Source organism: Sphingomonas sp. R-74633 (genome assembly GCF_013416555.1).
GTDB lineage: Bacteria > Pseudomonadota > Alphaproteobacteria > Sphingomonadales > Sphingomonadaceae > Sphingomonas.
On record NZ_JACCFG010000001.1, the window covers coordinates 219,172 to 236,348 of the forward strand.

The 17,177-nt window shown below is 67.9% G+C and carries 17 protein-coding genes and 1 tRNA gene; 12 read left to right on the plus strand and 6 right to left on the minus strand.

Features of this window, described 5'->3' with window-relative positions; all coding sequences use genetic code 11:
• Nucleotides 1-92 precede the first annotated feature (92 nt).
• From HZY97_RS00955 to HZY97_RS00985, 7 genes are all read left to right on the plus strand, one after another.
• Entirely contained in the window at nucleotides 93-374 is a 282-nt protein-coding gene (locus tag HZY97_RS00955) for a hypothetical protein (protein ID WP_180139558.1), read from the plus strand.
• 105 nt (nucleotides 375-479) lie between these two features.
• Nucleotides 480-569 (plus strand): potassium-transporting ATPase subunit F, encoded by a 90-nt coding sequence (locus HZY97_RS00960; protein WP_116840353.1) that lies wholly within the window; start codon nucleotides 480-482, stop codon nucleotides 567-569.
• Nucleotides 570-581: 12 nt separating this feature from the next.
• Entirely contained in the window at nucleotides 582-2,285 is a 1,704-nt protein-coding gene (gene kdpA, locus HZY97_RS00965; protein ID WP_180139561.1) for a potassium-transporting ATPase subunit KdpA, read from the plus strand.
• Between the two features lie 11 nt (nucleotides 2,286-2,296).
• Nucleotides 2,297-4,309: a potassium-transporting ATPase subunit KdpB gene (kdpB, locus tag HZY97_RS00970; RefSeq protein ID WP_180139564.1), complete on the plus strand. Its 2,013-nt coding sequence runs from the start codon at nucleotides 2,297-2,299 to the stop codon at nucleotides 4,307-4,309.
• A gap of 11 nt (nucleotides 4,310-4,320) precedes the next feature.
• On the plus strand, nucleotides 4,321-4,920 hold the full coding sequence (gene kdpC / locus HZY97_RS00975; protein ID WP_180139567.1) for a potassium-transporting ATPase subunit KdpC: 600 nt from the start codon (nucleotides 4,321-4,323) through the stop codon (nucleotides 4,918-4,920).
• The gene (locus HZY97_RS00980) at nucleotides 4,917-7,580 is read left to right on the plus strand and encodes a sensor histidine kinase KdpD (RefSeq protein WP_180139571.1); all 2,664 of its coding nucleotides are present in this window, start codon (nucleotides 4,917-4,919) and stop codon (nucleotides 7,578-7,580) included. Before kdpC ends, HZY97_RS00980 begins: the two co-directional genes overlap by 4 nt.
• Nucleotides 7,577-8,260, plus strand: coding sequence for a response regulator (locus HZY97_RS00985; RefSeq protein ID WP_180139574.1), 684 nt, complete (start codon nucleotides 7,577-7,579; stop codon nucleotides 8,258-8,260). The genes HZY97_RS00980 and HZY97_RS00985 overlap by 4 nt, the downstream gene beginning before the upstream one ends.
• Before the next feature lies 1 nt (nucleotide 8,261).
• Here HZY97_RS00985 and HZY97_RS00990 read toward each other — a convergent pair.
• A tRNA-Thr gene (locus tag HZY97_RS00990) sits at nucleotides 8,262-8,337 on the minus strand.
• 195 nt (nucleotides 8,338-8,532) lie between these two features.
• Here HZY97_RS00990 and HZY97_RS00995 point away from each other — a divergent pair.
• Entirely contained in the window at nucleotides 8,533-9,969 is a 1,437-nt protein-coding gene (locus HZY97_RS00995; protein ID WP_180139577.1) for an NAD-dependent succinate-semialdehyde dehydrogenase, read from the plus strand.
• Nucleotides 9,970-10,043: 74 nt separating this feature from the next.
• Nucleotides 10,044-10,694 (plus strand): DsbA family oxidoreductase, encoded by a 651-nt coding sequence (locus HZY97_RS01000; protein ID WP_180139580.1) that lies wholly within the window; start codon nucleotides 10,044-10,046, stop codon nucleotides 10,692-10,694.
• A 12-nt stretch (nucleotides 10,695-10,706) separates the two neighbouring features.
• On the opposite strand, the gene HZY97_RS01005 is transcribed toward HZY97_RS01000, so the two are convergent.
• The 4 genes from HZY97_RS01005 to HZY97_RS01020 all read right to left on the minus strand — a co-directional run bounded on the left by HZY97_RS01005 (nucleotide 10,707) and on the right by HZY97_RS01020 (nucleotide 13,646).
• Nucleotides 10,707-11,030, minus strand: a complete 324-nt coding sequence (locus HZY97_RS01005) for a hypothetical protein (protein ID WP_180139583.1) — start codon at nucleotides 11,028-11,030, stop codon at nucleotides 10,707-10,709.
• A gap of 96 nt (nucleotides 11,031-11,126) precedes the next feature.
• Complete coding sequence (locus HZY97_RS01010; RefSeq protein WP_373684249.1) at nucleotides 11,127-12,041, minus strand: hypothetical protein; 915 nt, start codon at nucleotides 12,039-12,041, stop codon at nucleotides 11,127-11,129.
• Entirely contained in the window at nucleotides 11,984-12,331 is a 348-nt protein-coding gene (locus tag HZY97_RS01015) for a hypothetical protein (protein ID WP_180139586.1), read from the minus strand. The genes HZY97_RS01010 and HZY97_RS01015 overlap by 58 nt, the downstream gene beginning before the upstream one ends.
• The gene (locus tag HZY97_RS01020) at nucleotides 12,324-13,646 is read right to left on the minus strand and encodes a replication-associated recombination protein A (RefSeq protein ID WP_180141555.1); all 1,323 of its coding nucleotides are present in this window, start codon (nucleotides 13,644-13,646) and stop codon (nucleotides 12,324-12,326) included. Before HZY97_RS01020 ends, HZY97_RS01015 begins: the two co-directional genes overlap by 8 nt.
• Before the next feature lie 105 nt (nucleotides 13,647-13,751).
• Between HZY97_RS01020 and ubiM the strand changes: the two genes are divergently transcribed.
• The 3 genes from ubiM (at nucleotide 13,752) to HZY97_RS01035 (ending at nucleotide 15,973) form a co-directional block, all read left to right on the plus strand.
• Nucleotides 13,752-14,918 (plus strand): 5-demethoxyubiquinol-8 5-hydroxylase UbiM, encoded by a 1,167-nt coding sequence (ubiM, locus tag HZY97_RS01025; protein ID WP_180139589.1) that lies wholly within the window; start codon nucleotides 13,752-13,754, stop codon nucleotides 14,916-14,918.
• Nucleotides 14,919-14,980: 62 nt separating this feature from the next.
• Nucleotides 14,981-15,580, plus strand: a complete 600-nt coding sequence (locus HZY97_RS01030) for a PadR family transcriptional regulator (RefSeq protein ID WP_257214833.1) — start codon at nucleotides 14,981-14,983, stop codon at nucleotides 15,578-15,580.
• 75 nt (nucleotides 15,581-15,655) lie between these two features.
• Entirely contained in the window at nucleotides 15,656-15,973 is a 318-nt protein-coding gene (locus tag HZY97_RS01035; protein WP_373684250.1) for a DUF2218 domain-containing protein, read from the plus strand.
• Between the two features lie 5 nt (nucleotides 15,974-15,978).
• On the opposite strand, the gene HZY97_RS01040 is transcribed toward HZY97_RS01035, so the two are convergent.
• A complete protein-coding gene (locus HZY97_RS01040; protein WP_180139595.1) occupies nucleotides 15,979-17,136 on the minus strand; it encodes a glycosyltransferase family 1 protein in 1,158 nt (385 codons plus the stop codon).
• Nucleotides 17,137-17,177: the final 41 nt, after the last annotated feature.

A 17,177-nucleotide genomic window follows, 5' to 3' on the forward strand; every position in this document is an offset into this window, starting at 1 on the left:
CGCCTTCTTTATGCCCGGCCCGAACTTCCCCGTGGAACCTTAATGCCGGCCCGCCCCACATCGCCGCCGTGACGATGTGAGGAGTTTTCGCAATGCCGGCGTTACTGCGCCGCCTCGAGACGGGCGGATGCGGCTGGAGAATTGAGCTCGGGTTCCGGCTCGGCGGCGTGCTGCTGCTTGCCGCCTGCGCGCTTGCGCTCTGGACACTGAGCCTCTCGGCCAGCCGGCCGTCCCCCCATCCCGTCGCCCCCGCCGAATTCGGCGAGGCCATGTTTTCCGTTGCCGCCTGGGCACTCGGCTGGGCTCTGCTCGCCGAGGGCCCGGGCCTGTTCCGCCTTTGCGCGCTGCCCGAGCGGCATGCCCGCCACCGATAGGGGAAATCCAATGAACGACCTGATCTGGCTGGGGGTGCTCGCAGGACTGTTCCTGCTGACTCTCGCCTGTGTCCGCCTGTGCGACCAGGCCTGAGGAGAACCGCGATGCCGCTGCCGCTACTTCTCGCCGGGCTCACTGCGCTGGGCCTGCTCCTTTACCTCGTGGCCGTGCTCGTCCGGCCCGAGCGCTTCTGATCGGAACGCGCCATGACCGTCCAAGGCTGGATGCTGATCGTTGTTTTCGTGGCCCTCCTCGTCGCGCTGGCCAAGCCGGTGGGGCTGTGGCTGTTCGCCATTTATGAGGGGCGGCGCACGCCGCTCCATGTCGTGCTGGGCCCCGTGGAGCGTGGCTTCTACAAGCTGGCCGGGGTCGACCCGAATGCCGAGCAGGGCTGGCGCCGCTATGCGCTACATATGCTGGCATTCCAGCTGGCGGCGCTGTTGTTCACCTATCTGGTGCTGCGCTTCCAGGACCTGCTGCCGATGAACCCGCGCGGGCTCGCCGGCCTCTCGCCCGATGGCGCGATGAACACGGCGATCAGCTTCACCACCAATACCAACTGGCAATGGTATTCGGGCGAGGCGGCGCTTTCGAACCTCAGCCAGATGCTGGGGCTGACGATCCATAACTTCCTGTCGGCGGCGACGGGCATCGCGATCGCCTTCGCGCTGTTCCGCGGGTTCGCGCGGAAACAGGCGAGCGGGATCGGCAATTTCTGGGCCGACATGACTCGGGTGACGCTCTACGTGCTGCTGCCGATCTGCGTAGTGTACGCGCTCTATCTGATCGCCAGCGGCGTGCCGCAGACCTTCGCCGCGCTGGTCGATGCGACCACGCTGGAAGGCGCCAAGCAATCGATCGCGCTGGGGCCGGTGGCGTCGCAGGAAGCGATCAAGATGCTCGGCACCAATGGCGGCGGCTTCTTCAACGCCAACTCGGCGCACCCGTTCGAGAACCCCAGTGCGCTGACCAACTTCGTCCAGATGCTGTCGATCTTCATGCTCGGCGTCGGGCTGACCTACACGTTCGGCAAGGCGGTGGGGAATAGGCGCCAGGGCTGGGCGATCCTCGCCGCGATGCTGACGCTGTTCGTGGTCGGTGCGGGCGTGACCTATTGGCAGGAAGCCGCGGGCAACCCGGTGCTCCACCATCTCGGCCTGGCCGGCGGCAATATGGAGGGCAAGGAAGTCCGCTTCGGCATCGCCGCCAGCGCGCTCTTCGCTACCGTGACCACCGCGGCCTCGTGCGGCGCGGTCAATGCGATGCATGACAGCTTCACGGCGCTCGGCGGACTCGTGCCGCTGTTCAACATGGAGCTCGGCGAAGTCGTGGTCGGCGGCGTCGGTGCGGGCATTTACGGCTTCCTGCTGTTCGCCATCCTCGCGGTATTCGTCGCCGGACTGATGGTTGGGCGTACGCCCGAATATGTCGGCAAGAAGATCGAGGGACGCGAAGTGAAGCTCGCGGTGCTGGCGATCGCGGTGCTGCCGCTGATGATCCTCGGCGGCACGGCGCTCGCCTCGGTGCTGCCGGCGGGGCTTGCGGGGCCGCTCAACAAGGGGCCGCACGGCTTCACCGAGATCCTCTACGCCTTCACCTCTGCCACTGCGAACAACGGCTCGGCCTTTGCCGGCCTCACCGCGGGCACGCCCTTCTACAACGGGCTGCTCGGCGTCGCGATGTGGGTGGGGCGCTTCTTCATCATCGTGCCTGTGCTCGCCATCGCCGGCAGCCTGGCCGCGAAGCAGGTCCACCCGGAAAGCACGGGCTCGTTCCCGACGACCGGACTGCTGTGGATCGGCCTGCTCGTCGGCATCATCCTGGTGCTGGGCGGACTGACGTTCCTCCCCAGCCTCGCGCTCGGTCCCATCGCCGATCATCTCGCGATGATCCACGGCCAGCTCTTCTGAGGTCCCTTCAAATGACGACCGCAACCCTGTTCACGCCCGCGCTGATCGGCCCGGCCATCGGCGACGCGTTCAAGAAACTGAGCCCCCGCGCCCTGGTGAAGAACCCCGTGCTCTTCACCACCGCGGTGGTCGCCCTCCTGCTCACCGTGCTGCTGTTCCTCGGCGGGACCAGCCTGTCGATCGGCTTCCAGATCCAGCTCATCGTCTGGCTGTGGCTCACCGTGTTGTTCGGCACCTTTGCCGAGGCACTGGCTGAGGGCAGGGGGCGCGCCCAGGCCGCGTCGCTCCGCGCCACCAAGTCCGAGCTCACCGCACGGCTGCCCGATGGACGGACCGTAGCCGCCTCGCAGCTCAAAAAGGGCGATGTGGTACTGGTCGAGACCGGCGACCTGATCCCGGCCGATGGCGAAGTGATCGAAGGCGTCGCCTCGGTCAACGAAGCCGCGATCACCGGCGAAAGCGCGCCGGTGATCCGCGAGGCGGGCGGCGACCGTTCGGCGGTGACCGCCGGCACGCGGGTGATCTCGGACCGGATCAAGGTGCGCATTACGCAGGAGCCGGGCCAGGGTTTCCTCGACCGCATGATCGCACTGGTCGAAGGCGCAGAGCGGCAGAAGACGCCGAACGAGATCGCGCTGACGATCCTGCTCGTCGGGCTGACGATCATCTTCCTGATCGCGGTTTCGACGATCCCAGGCTTTGCCGCTTATGCGGGCGGGCAAATTCCCGTGGCGATCCTCGCGGCGCTGCTGATCACGCTGATCCCGACGACGATTGCTGCGCTGCTCTCGGCGATCGGCATTGCGGGGATGGACCGGCTGGTGCGCTTCAACGTGCTCGCCAAGTCGGGCCGCGCGGTGGAGGCTGCGGGCGACATCGATGTGCTGCTGCTCGACAAGACGGGCACGATCACGATCGGCGACCGCGCGGCGAGCGAGTTCCGGCCGCTGGGCGGGGTGACCAGCGACGAACTGGCGCGCGCTGCTTTGCTCGCCAGCCTGGCGGATGAGACGCCCGAGGGCCGCTCGGTCGTCGCGCTTGCCCAGGGCAAATATGCGGTGGCGACCAAGATACTGCCCGAGGGCGCGGAGATCATCCCGTTCACGGCGCAGACCCGCATCTCGGGCGTGCGGATGGGCGGCAACCTCATCCAGAAGGGCGCTGTCGATGCGATCCTGCGCGCCAATCCGGGGGTGGGGGAGACGGCTGTCGCCGGCGATCTGCGTCGGGTCTCGGAGGAGATTGCGCGGCAGGGCCAGACCCCGCTGGCGGTGGCCGAGGACGGCCGGCTGCTCGGGGTGATCGCGCTCAAGGACGTGGTGAAGGCAGGCGTCCGCGAGCGGTTCGGCGAGCTGCGCCGGATGGGCATCCGTACCGTGATGATCACCGGCGACAATCCGCTCACCGCCGCCGCTATCGCCGCCGAGGCCGGGGTGGACGATTTCCTCGCTGAGGCGACGCCCGAGGACAAGCTCGCGCTGATCCGCAAGGAGCAGCAGGGCGGGCGGCTGGTCGCGATGTGCGGCGACGGCACCAACGACGCGCCGGCGCTTGCCCAGTCCGACGTGGGCGTGGCGATGAACACCGGCACCCAGGCGGCGCGCGAGGCGGGCAACATGGTCGATCTCGACAGCGATCCGACCAAGCTCATCGAGATCGTCGGCTTGGGCAAGCAGCTGCTGATGACGCGCGGCGCGCTGACCACCTTCTCGGTGGCCAACGACATCGCCAAGTATTTCGCGATCATCCCGGCGATGTTCATCGTGCTCTACCCGTCGCTCGGCGTGCTCAACGTGATGCAGCTGGCGAGCCCGCAAAGCGCGATCCTGTCGGCGATCATCTTCAACGCGCTGATCATCCCGTGCCTGGTGCCGCTGGCGCTGAAGGGCGTGAAATACCGCCCGATCGGCGCGGGACCGCTGCTCGCGCGCAACCTGGCGATCTACGGGCTGGGCGGGGTGTTGGCGCCGTTCGTCGGGATCAAGCTGATCGACCTAGTCGTGTCCGGCCTTCACCTCGCCTGAGGAATAGATAGATGTTGAAAGACTTCACCACCGCGCTCCGTCCGGCGATCGTCCTGACGGTCCTGTTCGCACTGTTGCTCGGCATCGCCTATCCGGCGGCGCTTACCGGCATTGGCCAGCTTGCCTTCCCGCATCAGGCGAATGGCAGCCTGATCGTCGAGAAGGGCCAGGTCCGCGGCTCCGAGCTGATCGGCCAGGGCTTTGCCGGCGCGGGCTATTTCCACGGTCGCCCCTCGGCCGCCGGCGCCAATGGCTATGACGCCAGCGCTTCGGCCGGATCGAACCTCGGTCCCGCAGCGCAGGCGCTGTCCGACCGCGTGACCAAGGACATTGCCGCCACGAAGTCAGCACCAGCAAATTCGGTTCCCGCCGATCTGGTGACCACCTCCGCCTCGGGGCTCGACCCTGACATCAGTCCCGAGGCGGCTCTTTACCAGGTGGACCGCGTCGCCAAGGCGCGCGGGGTGGACGCAGAGAAGGTGCGGGCGATCGTCGAGGCGCATGTCGCGCATCCGCTGCTCGGCTTCCTCGGCGAGCCGCGCGTCAACGTGCTCGCGCTCAATCGCGACCTCGACAAGCAGGTGGCGCAGGGCGCACAAGCCACGCGGTGAGCGACGCGGACAACAGACCCGATCCCGATGCCCTTCTGCGCGCCGCCGCGCAGGAGGGCTTTGGCCGCCTGAAGGTATTCCTCGGCGCCGCGCCGGGGGTGGGCAAGACCTATGAAATGCTCACCGAGGCCGCGGCGCGGCGCAAGGCGGGCACCGATGTGATCATCGGCGTGGTCGAGACGCATGGACGGGCGGAGACCGAGGCGCTGGTCCAGGGGCTGGAGATCGTGCCGCGCCGGCCGGTGGACTATCATGGCCGCACGATCGCCGAGATGGATCTCGATGCGATCCTGGCCCGTGCGCCAGGCCTCGTGCTGGTCGACGAGCTCGCCCACACCAACGCGCCGGGTAGTCGGCACGACAAGCGCTACCAGGATATCGAGGAGCTGCTCGCCGCCGGGATCGACGTCTATTCGACGGTCAACATCCAGCACATCGAGAGCCTGAACGATGTCGTTGCCAGCTTCACCAAGGTGCGAGTGCGCGAGACGGTGCCGGACCGCGTGCTCGAGGCGGCGGATATCGAGATCGTCGACCTGCCGCCCGACGAGCTGATCGAGCGGTTGCGCGAGGGCAAGGTCTATGTGCCCGAGGAAGCGACGCGGGCGCTTGGGCATTTCTTCTCCAAGTCGAACCTTACCGCCTTGCGCGAACTGGCGCTGCGCCGCGCGGCGCAGGCGGTCGACACGCAGATGCTCGACTATCTGCGCACCCATGCGCTGGCCGGCACTTGGGGCGTGGGCGAGCGGCTGGTGGTTGCGGTGAGCGAGCTGCCCGGATCGGTCGAGCTTGTCCGCGCCGCCAAGCGCATCGCCGATGGCCTGCGCGCGCCGTGGACCGCGGTGCATATCGAGACGCCGCGCACCGCGCGCTTCGGCGATGCCGAGAGTGCGCAGGTTGCTGCGTCGATGCATCTCGCCAGCCAGCTGGGCGCGCAGGTCGCATCGGTGCCGGCGGAATCGGTGCTCGACGGCCTCAAGCGCTTCACCGCCGAGGCGCGGGCCACGCAGTTGATCGTCGGCAAGTCGGCGCGCTCGCGCTGGTTCGAACTGCGCCATGGGTCGGTGGTCGATCGGTTGGTCCGCGAGACGCCGGGCGTCGCGGTGCATGTACTGCCGATGCTCGAAGCGACGGCGCCGAGCGGGCCGGTGCGGCGGCCGGCGGGGGAATGGGGTTCGCCGGGGGTCTATGCGATCTCGCTTGCGCTGGTCGCGGGGGTGACCCTGCTCGGGGCGAGCCTGTTCTCGTTCGGCAGCATCACCAATATCGGGCTGCTCTATCTGCTGCCGGTAATGTTCGCGGCGACGCGCTACGGCGTGCGCGCAGGCGTGGTGACCGGGCTGATTTCGTCGCTCGCCTATAATTTCTTCTTCATCCCGCCGACCCACACTTTCACGATCCAGGACCCGCAGAACATCATCACCGTGCTGGTGCTGATGGGGGTGGCGGTGGTCTCGAGCCAGCTGGCCGCGCGCGTGCGGGCGCAGGCGGCGCTGGCGCAACGCAGCGCCGCGCAGAATTCCACGCTCGCCGGGTTCGCGCGGTTGCTCACCGGCATGAGCACGCAGGAGGAACTGGGCCAGACGCTGTGCGCGGAAGTGGCGCGTCTGCTCGACGTCAGCACGATGCTGCTGCTGCCCGAACCCGGGCAGCTGGTATTGCGCGCCGCCTATCCGCCCGAGGACCGGCTCGAGATGATCGAGCAGGCGGCGGCGCAATGGTCGTTCGACCATAACAGCCCGGCGGGGCGTGGATCTGACACGCTCACGGCCTCTGAATGGCTGTTCCACCCGCTTGCCGCCGGCGGGCGCGTGCTCGGTGTGTTCGGGATCGCGCGGAGCGACGCGGGCAATCCGCTGCGCTCGGACCAGCTGCCGCTGCTGCTCAGCCTGCTCGACCAGGCCGCGCTCGCCTTCGAGCGGATCGCGCTGGAGAGCGAGATGGCAACGGTGACGCAGCTGAAGGAGCGCGACCGGCTGCGCGCGGCGTTGCTCTCGTCGGTGAGCCATGACCTGCGCACGCCGCTGACCACGATCCTGGGCATGCTCGGCGAGATGCAGCCGGCGAGCGCGGGGCAGGGCGAGCAGCTCTCCGCAGCACGCGCCGAGGCCGAGCGGCTCAACCGCTTCGTCGCCAATCTGCTCGACATGGTGCGGATCGAGGCGGGGGCGCTCCACCAGTCGATCGAGCCAGTCGACCTGGCCGAGGCAGTGGCGAGTGCGGTGCATGACCTGCGCCGCGTGCTGGACGATCACCCGGTACGGCTGGACGTCTCGCCCGAATTGCCCTTCGTCTCGCTTGACCCGCAGCTCTTCCACCATTGCCTGATCAACCTGATCGAGAATGCCGGGAAATATGGCGACCCCGGCTCGCCCATCACGATCGCCGCGCGGCGCCAGCCGGGCAGCATGACGCTGAGCGTGATGGACGAGGGACCGGGCCTGCCGCCTGGGGATGAGGCGCGGATCTTCGAGACCTTTGCCCGGATCGAAGGATCGGACCGCAAGGGTGGCACCGGGCTGGGCCTTGCGATCGTGAAGGGCTTTGCCGAGGCGATGGGGCTCGGCGTATCGGCGGCGAATCGCAGCGACCCGGCGGGCGCGATCTTCACGATCCGCTTTCCCGAAACACTGCTCCGCAAGGGAAGCGCCGGCGAATGAGCCAACAGGCGAAGATATTGGTGGTGGACGACGAGCCCGCGATCCGCCGGCTGCTGAGCGCCGGCCTGACGCGAGCGGGCTACCGCGTAGTCGAGGCCGGCACCGCGCGCGATGCACTGAGCGCGATGCAGATCGACAAGCCCGAGGCGGTGCTGCTCGACCTTGGCCTCCCCGATCGCGACGGGCTCGAGCTGGTGCCGCTGCTCAAGGCGGCGGGCGCATCGGTGCTGATCGTCTCGGCGCGCGACGCGACTGACCAGAAGGTGACGGCGCTCGACCTGGGCGCGGACGATTATGTCACCAAGCCGTTCGATACCGAGGAAGTGCTCGCCCGCATCCGCACCGCGCTGCGCCACCGGCTTTCGGCCGAGGCGGAGGCGCCGGTGGTGCGGATCGGCGCGATCGAGATCGATCTCGCGGCGCGGCTGGTGCGCAAGGCGGGCGAGGAAGTGCATCTGACGCCGAAGGAGTTCGGCTTCCTGGCGGAGCTGGCCAAGCATCCCGGCCGCGTGGTGACGCACAGCCAGTTGCTGCGCACCGTCTGGGGGCCGGGGCATGAGCATGACGTGGAGTATCTGCGGGTGGCGGCGCGCGGCGTCCGGCGCAAGATCGAGAACGATCCCGCCATGCCCTCGGCGATCCGCAACGAGCCGGGAGTGGGCTACCGCCTGATGGCGTGAATGGTGCCGAGTGCAGGAATCGAACCCGCGACCTTCGGTTTACAAAACCGCTGCTCTACCAGCTGAGCTAACCCGGCACGATCGGGACTGCCGCGGACCCTTGCGGCTTTCTGCGCCTCTGCTCGGATCGGCCCGTCCGGTCAAGACTCGTTGCGGCACTATGCCTGGCTCGAATGATCGGGTGCCTTCTTGCCATGTTGCGTGGCCGACCGGATTGGTGAAGGGAGAGGGCGCGATACCGGACTTTACCGGTGGTGGCGAAAGGCATTGCAATGACCGTTGGCGCGCTTCCCGATCTGAAACTGTTCATCGCCGGCGAATGGCGCGGTGCGGCGGGGCGAGACACGCAGCCGGTGCTCAATCCAGCCACCGGAGAGACGATCGGCGATCTGCCGCTGGCGAACGGGCAGGACCTCGATGACGCGCTGGAAGCGGCGCAGCGCGGCTTCGCGGCGTGGCGGGCGACGCCGCCCGAGGCGCGCGCCGCCGTGCTGATGCGCACCGCCGCGCTGATGCGCGAGCGCGCTGATGCGCTGGCCGCGATCGCAACGCTCGAACAGGGCAAGCCGCTGGCCGAGGCACGGGGCGAGGCGCTCTATTCGGCGGCCCTGCTCGAATTCCATGCCGGCGAGGCGCTGCGCAACTATGGCAAGGTGCTGCCGCGCGTGCCGGGAACGCGTTCGCTGGTGGTCAAGCAGCCGGTCGGCCCGGTCGCGGCGTTCTGCGCCTGGAATTTCCCGGTGATCAATCCGGTGCGCAAGATTTCGCCCGCGCTCGCCGCAGGCTGCTCGGTGATCCTGAAGCCGAGCGAAGAGACGCCGGCCAGCGCGATTGCGGTGATGCAGTGCTTCCAGGATGCGGGGCTGCCGGGCGATGTCGCGCAGATCGTGTTCGGCGTGCCCGACACCGTCTCGCGCACCTTGCTTGCCTCGCCGGTCACGCGGAAGCTGAGCTTCACCGGCTCGGTGCCGATCGGCAAGCATCTGATGAAGCTCGCCGCCGACACGGTGATGCGGATGACGATGGAACTGGGCGGCCATTCGCCGGTACTGGTTTTCGACGATTGCGATCTCGAGAAGACGCTCGACACGCTGGTTGCGCACAAGTTCCGCAATGCCGGCCAGGTCTGCGTCTCGCCGACGCGCTTCTATGTCCAGGACGGCATCTACGACCGCTTCGCCGCGGGCTTTGCCGAGCGTACGGGGCGCATCAAGCTCGGTGACGGGCGTGACGCCGGCACCAACATGGGCCCGACCGCCAATCCGCGCCGCCCCGGCACGATCGAGGCGCTGGTCGAGGACGCCCGCAGTATGGGTGCCAAGCTGCTCGCGGGCGGCGGGCGCGGCGAAGGCAACGGCTTCTTCTTCCAGCCGACGGTGCTCGGCGACGTGCCGATCGACGCGGCGGCGATGAACGACGAGCCTTTCGGCCCGCTCGCGCTGCTCGCCCGCTTCGGCACGGTGGAGGATGCAATCGAACAGGCCAACCGGCTGCCCTATGGCCTCGCCGCCTATTGCTTCACCGAGAATGGCCGGCGCCAGAATCTGCTGGGCGACTCGGTCGAGGCAGGGATGGTCCTGATCAACAATGTCCGCACCTCCTGGCCCGACGCGCCGTTCGGCGGGCTGAAGGAAAGCGGCTTCGGCTCCGAGGACGGGCCGGAGGGCGTTGAGGGTCACATGATCACCAAGGCGATACACGCTAGCTGAGGCCGACAAGGGGGCGTTGGCAAGCGGGCGCGCGCTCCCCATTTGCGGTTCGACAGCTCGAAAAGGACTTGCCCATGCCGCGCCCGCTGAAGATCGATTTCGTCTCCGACGTTTCCTGCCCCTGGTGCATCATCGGGCTGCGTGGGCTGGAGGAAGCGCTGGCGCGGACCGAGGGCGTGGTCGCGGCGGATATCCATTTCCAGCCGTTCGAGCTCAATCCGCAGATGGCGCCCGAAGGCGAGAATATCGGCGAGCATATCGCGCGGAAATACGGCTCGACGCCCGAGCAGTCTGCCGCGAACCGCCAGATGATCCGCGACCGCGCCGCCGACCTGGGCTTCGCGATGAACAGCTCGGCCGATAGCCGCATCTACAACACGTTCGATGCCCACCGGCTGCTCCACTGGGCGGAGATCGAGGGCAAGCAGGCTGCGCTCAAGCATGCACTGTTCACGGCCTATTTCACCGACCAGCAGGATCCGTCGAACGCCGATGTGCTCGTCGCCGCGGCCGAGAAGGCCGGGCTCGACGGTGCGGCGGCGCGCGAGGTGCTGTCCTCGGGCCGCTATGCCGATGAAGTGCGCGCGGCCGAACAGCTGTGGCAGAGCCGCGGGATCAACTCAGTGCCCGCGATCATCATCGAGGACAAATGGCTGATCTCCGGCGGCCAGCCGCCCGAGGCGTTCGAGCAGGCACTGCGCGAGATCGCGGCGCAGGCGGCCTGAGCCGGTTCCGGGTCAATAGGCGGGCGGGTTCTGCGAGCGGGCGCGGAACTGCTTCGCGGTCATCCGCAGGCGCACCACATTGCCGTCTACCCAGGCCTCGCGCGGATAGATGCGGCGCAGGAAGAAAATCCGTTCCTCGAGCGTGAAGAAGCTCTTCTCCGCGACATAGGTCTGGCTGGGCTTTGGGATATAGGCGGTCTTGGCGACGGTCACCCCGTCGGACGAGATCACCGCCATGCCATCCTGCACCGTGATGCTCTCGGATATCGGAGCCGGGGCGGGCGCTGCCTGGGGTGCGAGGATGAGCGACGAGAGAAAGAGGAAAAGGGGCTGCACGCGGTTACTTCCTATGGTTTCCCGCCCCCTGCGCCGCTCGCGTTCCGCTGGCGCGCGCCGCGCGATGAAAGCGGATAGGCCTGCGACCGGTGCCGCTCAGCGCACGCCGAAGGTCCAGCCCTCGGTGCAGGCGAGCTCGGGGGTGAGGCCCTCTGGCGCCCACAGCCCCGGATCGTCCGCTACGGTGCGTAGCCAGGCGGCGCTGAGCATCGCATCGGTGGCGTGGTCATCATAGCGGGCGAGCGGGGAATGGGGACGTGAGCCCAGCACCGCAAGCATCGCGTCGAGCGTTTCGGCGTCGCGTATCTTGGAGATGCCCTTGCGCATCCCTGCGGTGCGCGACGCGAGCGCGGTGTAGATCTCGACGAGCACCGGTCCCGTCTCGGGCAGCGGGTCGAAAGGCCAGATCGGCACCTTGCCCCGGAGCTGGTGCAGCACGCGCATCCCGGTGAGGCTCGATTTGCCGACCTGCGAGGCGCCGACCAGGTTGAAGCAACTGTACGGGGACAGGCGCATCGCCTCCTGGCCATGTTCGCACACTCGGAAGCGCCCGCGACCGGGCGGAAACAGGTCGCCGCAATCGCCTCTCTGGCGGAAGTGGCGGCGCGCCTCGGAGTGCTGCACGAAGCTGGTCGCGGCGAGATGCGGGTCGTCGGCGGAGAGCTGGTCGACCAGCGCCCACAGCGCCGGGCCGTCGGGCGGCGAGCGGTTCCAGCTGGGGAAATAGGCCCCCTCGTCGGCCATCGGGAAAGCAGGGGACAGGTCCAGCCCGATCAGTGCCCGCGTGCCGCTGTCCGCCAACGCGCCGAGCCAGTCGGCAATGTCCTGGCGCGACCAGTTGCGCTCGACCAGTATCGGCGCGTCCGTGCCGGCCTGCGCACGGGCGACGGCCAGGCCCTTGGGGCGCTCGACTGCCTGGCCCGACCAGTCGATCGCAATGAAGTCGGTGAAGTTCAGGGCCGCTCCGCCATCCCGGCGGCGATGCGCTGGGGTTTCTTGGCGCGGTCCCACCAGGCGCGCTGGATGTAGAGCTCGATCCGCTCGCGGCTGTCGGTGCCGTAGCGGACGAGGAGCATCGGGTAGTTGGCGTAGTGGTCGGTCTGCCAGAAGGTCTCGGGGTCGGTCTCGAACAGGATTTCCTTCTCGGGATTGGTGACCATCAGCCCGAAGCTGCCCTTCTCGCGGCCGGGCGACATCAGTCCCTTGCCGTTGATCTTGGGGCAAGGCGTGCCCCACCAGCTTTCCATCACCACTTCGGGCAGGGTGCGGGCGAAGGCAGTGGCGTCGTCCCAGTCATCCATCGCGGCGCTTCTCCCGCATCTCGTTCCACCAGGCGATGCGCTCGGCGATGCGCTTCTCGTGCCCGCGATCGGTGGGGGCGTAGAAATTCTGGGGCGCCATTTCCTCGGGCCAGTAATTGTCGCCCGAAAAGCCGCCCTCGGCATCATGGTCGTAGGTGTAGCCCTTGCCGTAGCCGATGTCCTTCATCAGCCTGGTCGGCGCGTTGAGGATGTTCTGCGGCGGCATCAGCGAGCCGGTTTCCTTCGCCGAGCGCCACGCCGCTTTCTGCGCGGTGTAGGCGGCGTTCGATTTGGGCGCGGTGGCGAGATAGAGGCAGGCCTGTGCGATCGCCAGCTCGCCCTCGGGTGAACCGAGGAACTCATAGGTATCCTTGGCCGCGAGACACTGGACCAGCGCGTTGGGGTCGGCGAGGCCGATGTCCTCCACCGCCATGCGCACCAGCCGGCGCAGCACGTAGAGCGGCTCTTCCCCGGCGGTGAGCATCCGCGCGAGATAATAGAGCGAGGCGTCCGGATCCGATCCGCGCACCGATTTATGGAGCGCGGAGATCAGGTTGTAGTGCCCCTCGCGATCCTTGTCGTAGACCGCGACGCGGCGCTGGAGAAAGTCGCCGAGTGCTGCCGGATCGAGCGGCTTCTCGAAGCTTACCGAGAACAAAGTCTCGGCCTGGTTGAGCAGGAAGCGGCCATCGCCATCGGCGCTTGCGACCAGTGCCTCGCGCGCATCGGGGGTGAGTGGGAGGGGGCGTTCCTCAGCGGCTTCGGCGCGGTCGAGCAGGCGGGTAAGCGCGGCGGCGTCGAGCCGGTGGAGGATCAGCACCTGCGCACGGCTAAGCACGGCGGCGTTGAGTTCGAACGACGGGTTCTCGGTGGTGGCGCCGACCAAAGTGACGGTGCCGTCCTCGACATACGGGAGAAAGCCATCCTGCTGGGCACGGTTGAAGCGGTGGATCTCGTCGACGAAGAGCAGGGTCTTGCGGTCGAGCCGGGAATATTCCTTCGCCTCGGCGAACACCTTTTTGAGGTCGGCCACACCGGAGAACACCGCACTGATCGCGACGAAGCGCAGGCCTACAGCATCGGCGAGCAGCCGCGCGATCGTGGTCTTGCCGGTGCCCGGCGGTCCCCAGAGGATGATCGACGAGAGCTTGCCCGCCGCGACCATCCGCCCGATCGCGCCTTCGGGGCCGGTGAGGTGCTCCTGTCCTACGACATCGGCGAGCTGCTGCGGGCGCAGGCGGTCGGCAAGCGGGCCGTTCAGCGGCGCGGCTTCGGGGGCGAAAGACGGTTCCTGGGCAGCGAAGAGATCGGCCATCGGACCAAGATAGTCGCCCGCGACGATTTCTGCATCCCAAGCTTTGACCAAACGCAATTGGCAACGCGGCGGACCGGTGCATCATGCCCGCAAAGGAGGCGGGTTATGGACTATGACGTCATCATCGTGGGCGGCGGCCCGGCGGGACTGGCGTTGGCGCGGTCGCTGGATGACATGGGACTGGAGACGATCCTGGTCGAGCGCCAGCCGCACGCCGCGCTGGCCGATCCCGCCTATGACGGGCGCGAGATCGCGCTGACGCATGGCTCGCGCGCCATTCTCGAGCGGCTGGGGGCGTGGCGGCGCATTCCCGAAGGGCGGATCTCGCCGCTCAAAGCCGCGCGGGTGCGCAACGGACGCTCGGCCTTCGCGCTCGATTTCGAGCCGGGGCCGGCGGGGGAGGCGCTGGGCTGGCTGGTGCCCAACCATCTGATCCGCCGGGCGCTGTTCGAGAGCGTGGCTGGGCAGCCGGGGCTGCGGCTCGCCTGCGGTTCGAGCGTGGTGTCGGCGCACACCGACCGGCGCTTCGCCGAAGTCGCGCTGTCCACCGGTGAACGGATACGCGGACGGCTGCTGGTCGCGGCGGATTCGCGCTTCTCGCCGCTGCGCGAGGAACTGGGCATCGCCGCTGAGGTCAACCGGCTCGGCCGCTCGATGCTGGTCGCACGGGTGACGCATCCCAAGCCGCACGACCAGATCGCCACCGAATGGTTCGGCCATGGCCAGACGATCGCGCTGCTGCCGCTCAATGGCGGCATGTCGTCGGTGGTGCTGACCTTGCCCGAGCGCGAGATCGATCGGCTGGCGGCGCTGTGCGACACGGCGCTGGCCGTGGAGCTCACCCGCCGCTCGGCCAATGTGCTCGGGCCAATGGAGATGGCCGGATCGCGCCACGTCTATCCGCTGGTCACCACTTGGGCGAAGCATTTCGGCACGCGCCGCGCGGCGCTGATCGGCGATGCGGCAGTGGGGATGCACCCGGTCACCGCGCATGGCTTCAACCTGGGGCTGAGCGGCCAGAATCTGCTCGCGGCGGAGATCGGCGAGGCGGTGCGGCGCGGGCGCGATCCGGGCAGCGACGCAGTGGTCCGTGCCTATGAGGAGGGGCACCGCGCCGCCGCGCGTCCGCTGTGGCTCGGCACCAACTTCCTGGTGACGCTCTATACCGACGAACGCCCGATCGCGCGGGCGGTCCGCCATGCCGGACTGCGGCTCGGTGCGCGGGTGCCGATGTTCCGTTCGGGGGTGCGGAGCATGTTGATGGCGCGCTAGGGCTTGTAAAAAACAGTATAAGATATATCTTGTGCGCATCACGAGTCGTACAAGGAGTATTTATGCGACATCATCATTGCGGCCAGCGTGGCATGCATTTCGGCGGCCGCCGCGGCGGCTTTGGCGGCGGGGGCGACTTCTTCATGGCCTTTGGCCGGGGGCGGGGCGGCTTTGGCGGGGAGCGTGGAGAACGTGGCGCTCGCCGCCGCGTGTTCGACGGCACCGAGCTTCGGCTGGTCCTGCTCAAGCTGATCGAGGAGCAGCCGCGCCACGGCTATGACCTGATCCGCGAGATCGAGGAGCGTTCGGGCGGCGCCTATGCCCCGAGCCCGGGGGTGGTCTATCCGACCCTGACCATGCTCGACGACATGGACCTGATCGAAGAGAGCAAGAGCGAAGGCGCCAAGAAGCAGTTCGCGATCACCGCGGCCGGCACGGCGCATCTCGCCGAGCGGACCGAGGAAGTGGCGGCGCTGTTCGAGCGGCTCCAGATGCTCGGCCAGGAGCGCGAGCGCACCAGCGGCGGCCCGATCCGCCGTGCGATGGGCAATCTTCGCGCCGTATTGCAGGACCGGCTTTCGTCCGAGGGCGTTGATGCCGAGACTCTGCACGACGTCGCCGAGATTCTCGACGAGGCCGCGCGGAAGATCGAGCGGCTCTGAGCCTTGCCGCGGCTCGAACTATTGCGGCGGCGGCTCGGTATCGTGCCGCCGCCGATGGAGACGAAACCTATGACCATGACCACGATATCGGCCGAGACGCTGGCGCCCACCGACCATGCCAGCCGCTACCTCCAGCAGCTCTGCAAGCATTGGGAGCATAACCTCCAGGTAGAGTTCACCCCCGAGAACGGCACGGTGGTCTTCCCCAAGGACGCGCGCGGTGCGGACTACCCGGGGGACGCGGTGGTGACGTTCAACGTTGCCGAGACCGGGCTCGACATCCGCATCGATGCGAGCTCGACCGAGCAGCTCGACGGGCTGAAGGGTGCCGTGGAACGCCACCTCGACCGGTTCGCCTTCCGTGAGGAAGGGCTGAAGTACGACTGGAAGTAAGGGGGTTACGCCCCTCGTGCGTCCATCACTTCCAGATAGGTGTCGAGCACCTTCTGGTTGATCGAGTTCCAGTCATAGGCCGCGGCGATGCGGTGGCCCGCCTCGCCCGCGGCGTGGCGGGCATCGTCATTCTCGCAATAGAACTGGATCGCGTCGGCATAGCGCTGCGCAGCGCCCTTGCCGGGCTCGACCAGCAGGCCGTTGACGCCTTCGTCGACCAGCCCGACCGGTCCCGTCGCGCGCGCGGCGACCACCGCGACGCCGGCGGCCATCGCCTCCAGCGTGACATTGCCGAAGCTCTCGGTGACCGAGGGATTGAAGAAGATGTCCATCGAGGCGACCGCGCGGCCGAGATCGTCGCCCGCCTGGAACCCGGCGAACACCGCCTCGGGCACGCGCTCGGCGAACCATTCCTGTGCCGGCCCCTTGCCGATCACCAGCACGCGGTGCTTCACGCCGCGCTCGCGCAGCTCGGCGATCACCTCGGCGAAGATGTCGAGGCCCTTTTCCAGCACCAGCCGGCCGAGGAAGCTCACCGCCACCTCGTCGTCCTGGATACCCAGGCCACGGCGCCATTCGCTGCTGCGCTTGCCCGGGTTGAACCGCGCATGGTTCACGCCGCGCGACCAGATGTTCATCGGCACCTTCACGCCCCAGCCGCGCAGCATGTCGGTGAGCATCGGGCCAGTCGTCACCACCGCGTCGACGCTGTTGTAGAAGCGCGTCAGCAGCTTGATCAGCGGCTTTTCGAGGAAGCCGACGCCGTAATAGCGCGGATAGGTCTCGAAGCGGGTGTGGAGCGAGGCGACCGACGCGATGTGGTTGCGCCGCGCCCAGCGCACCGCAGCATGGCCGAGGAACTCGGGCGCCGACACGTGGACGATGTTGGGCGCGAAGTCCTTGAGGTCCTCGCGGATCTGCTTGGGCAGGCCGAGCGCGAACTTGTATTCGTCGCGGCCGCCGGGAACGGGAAGCGCGGGCACGCTCACCAGGTCGCCGGTCGGCGGGAAGGCAGGGGTGTCGGTGGTCGGCGAATAGACGCGGACCTGCGCGCCCTGTTCGAGCAGAAAGCCGACGAGCAGATTGAGCGCCTGGTTCGCGCCATCGCGGACATAATTATAGTTGCCGCTGAACAGCGCGACGCGGAGGTCGGTGGGCTTCATGCCGGGCGCGATACCGCCCGCGAGCGCATGGGGCAACCTTG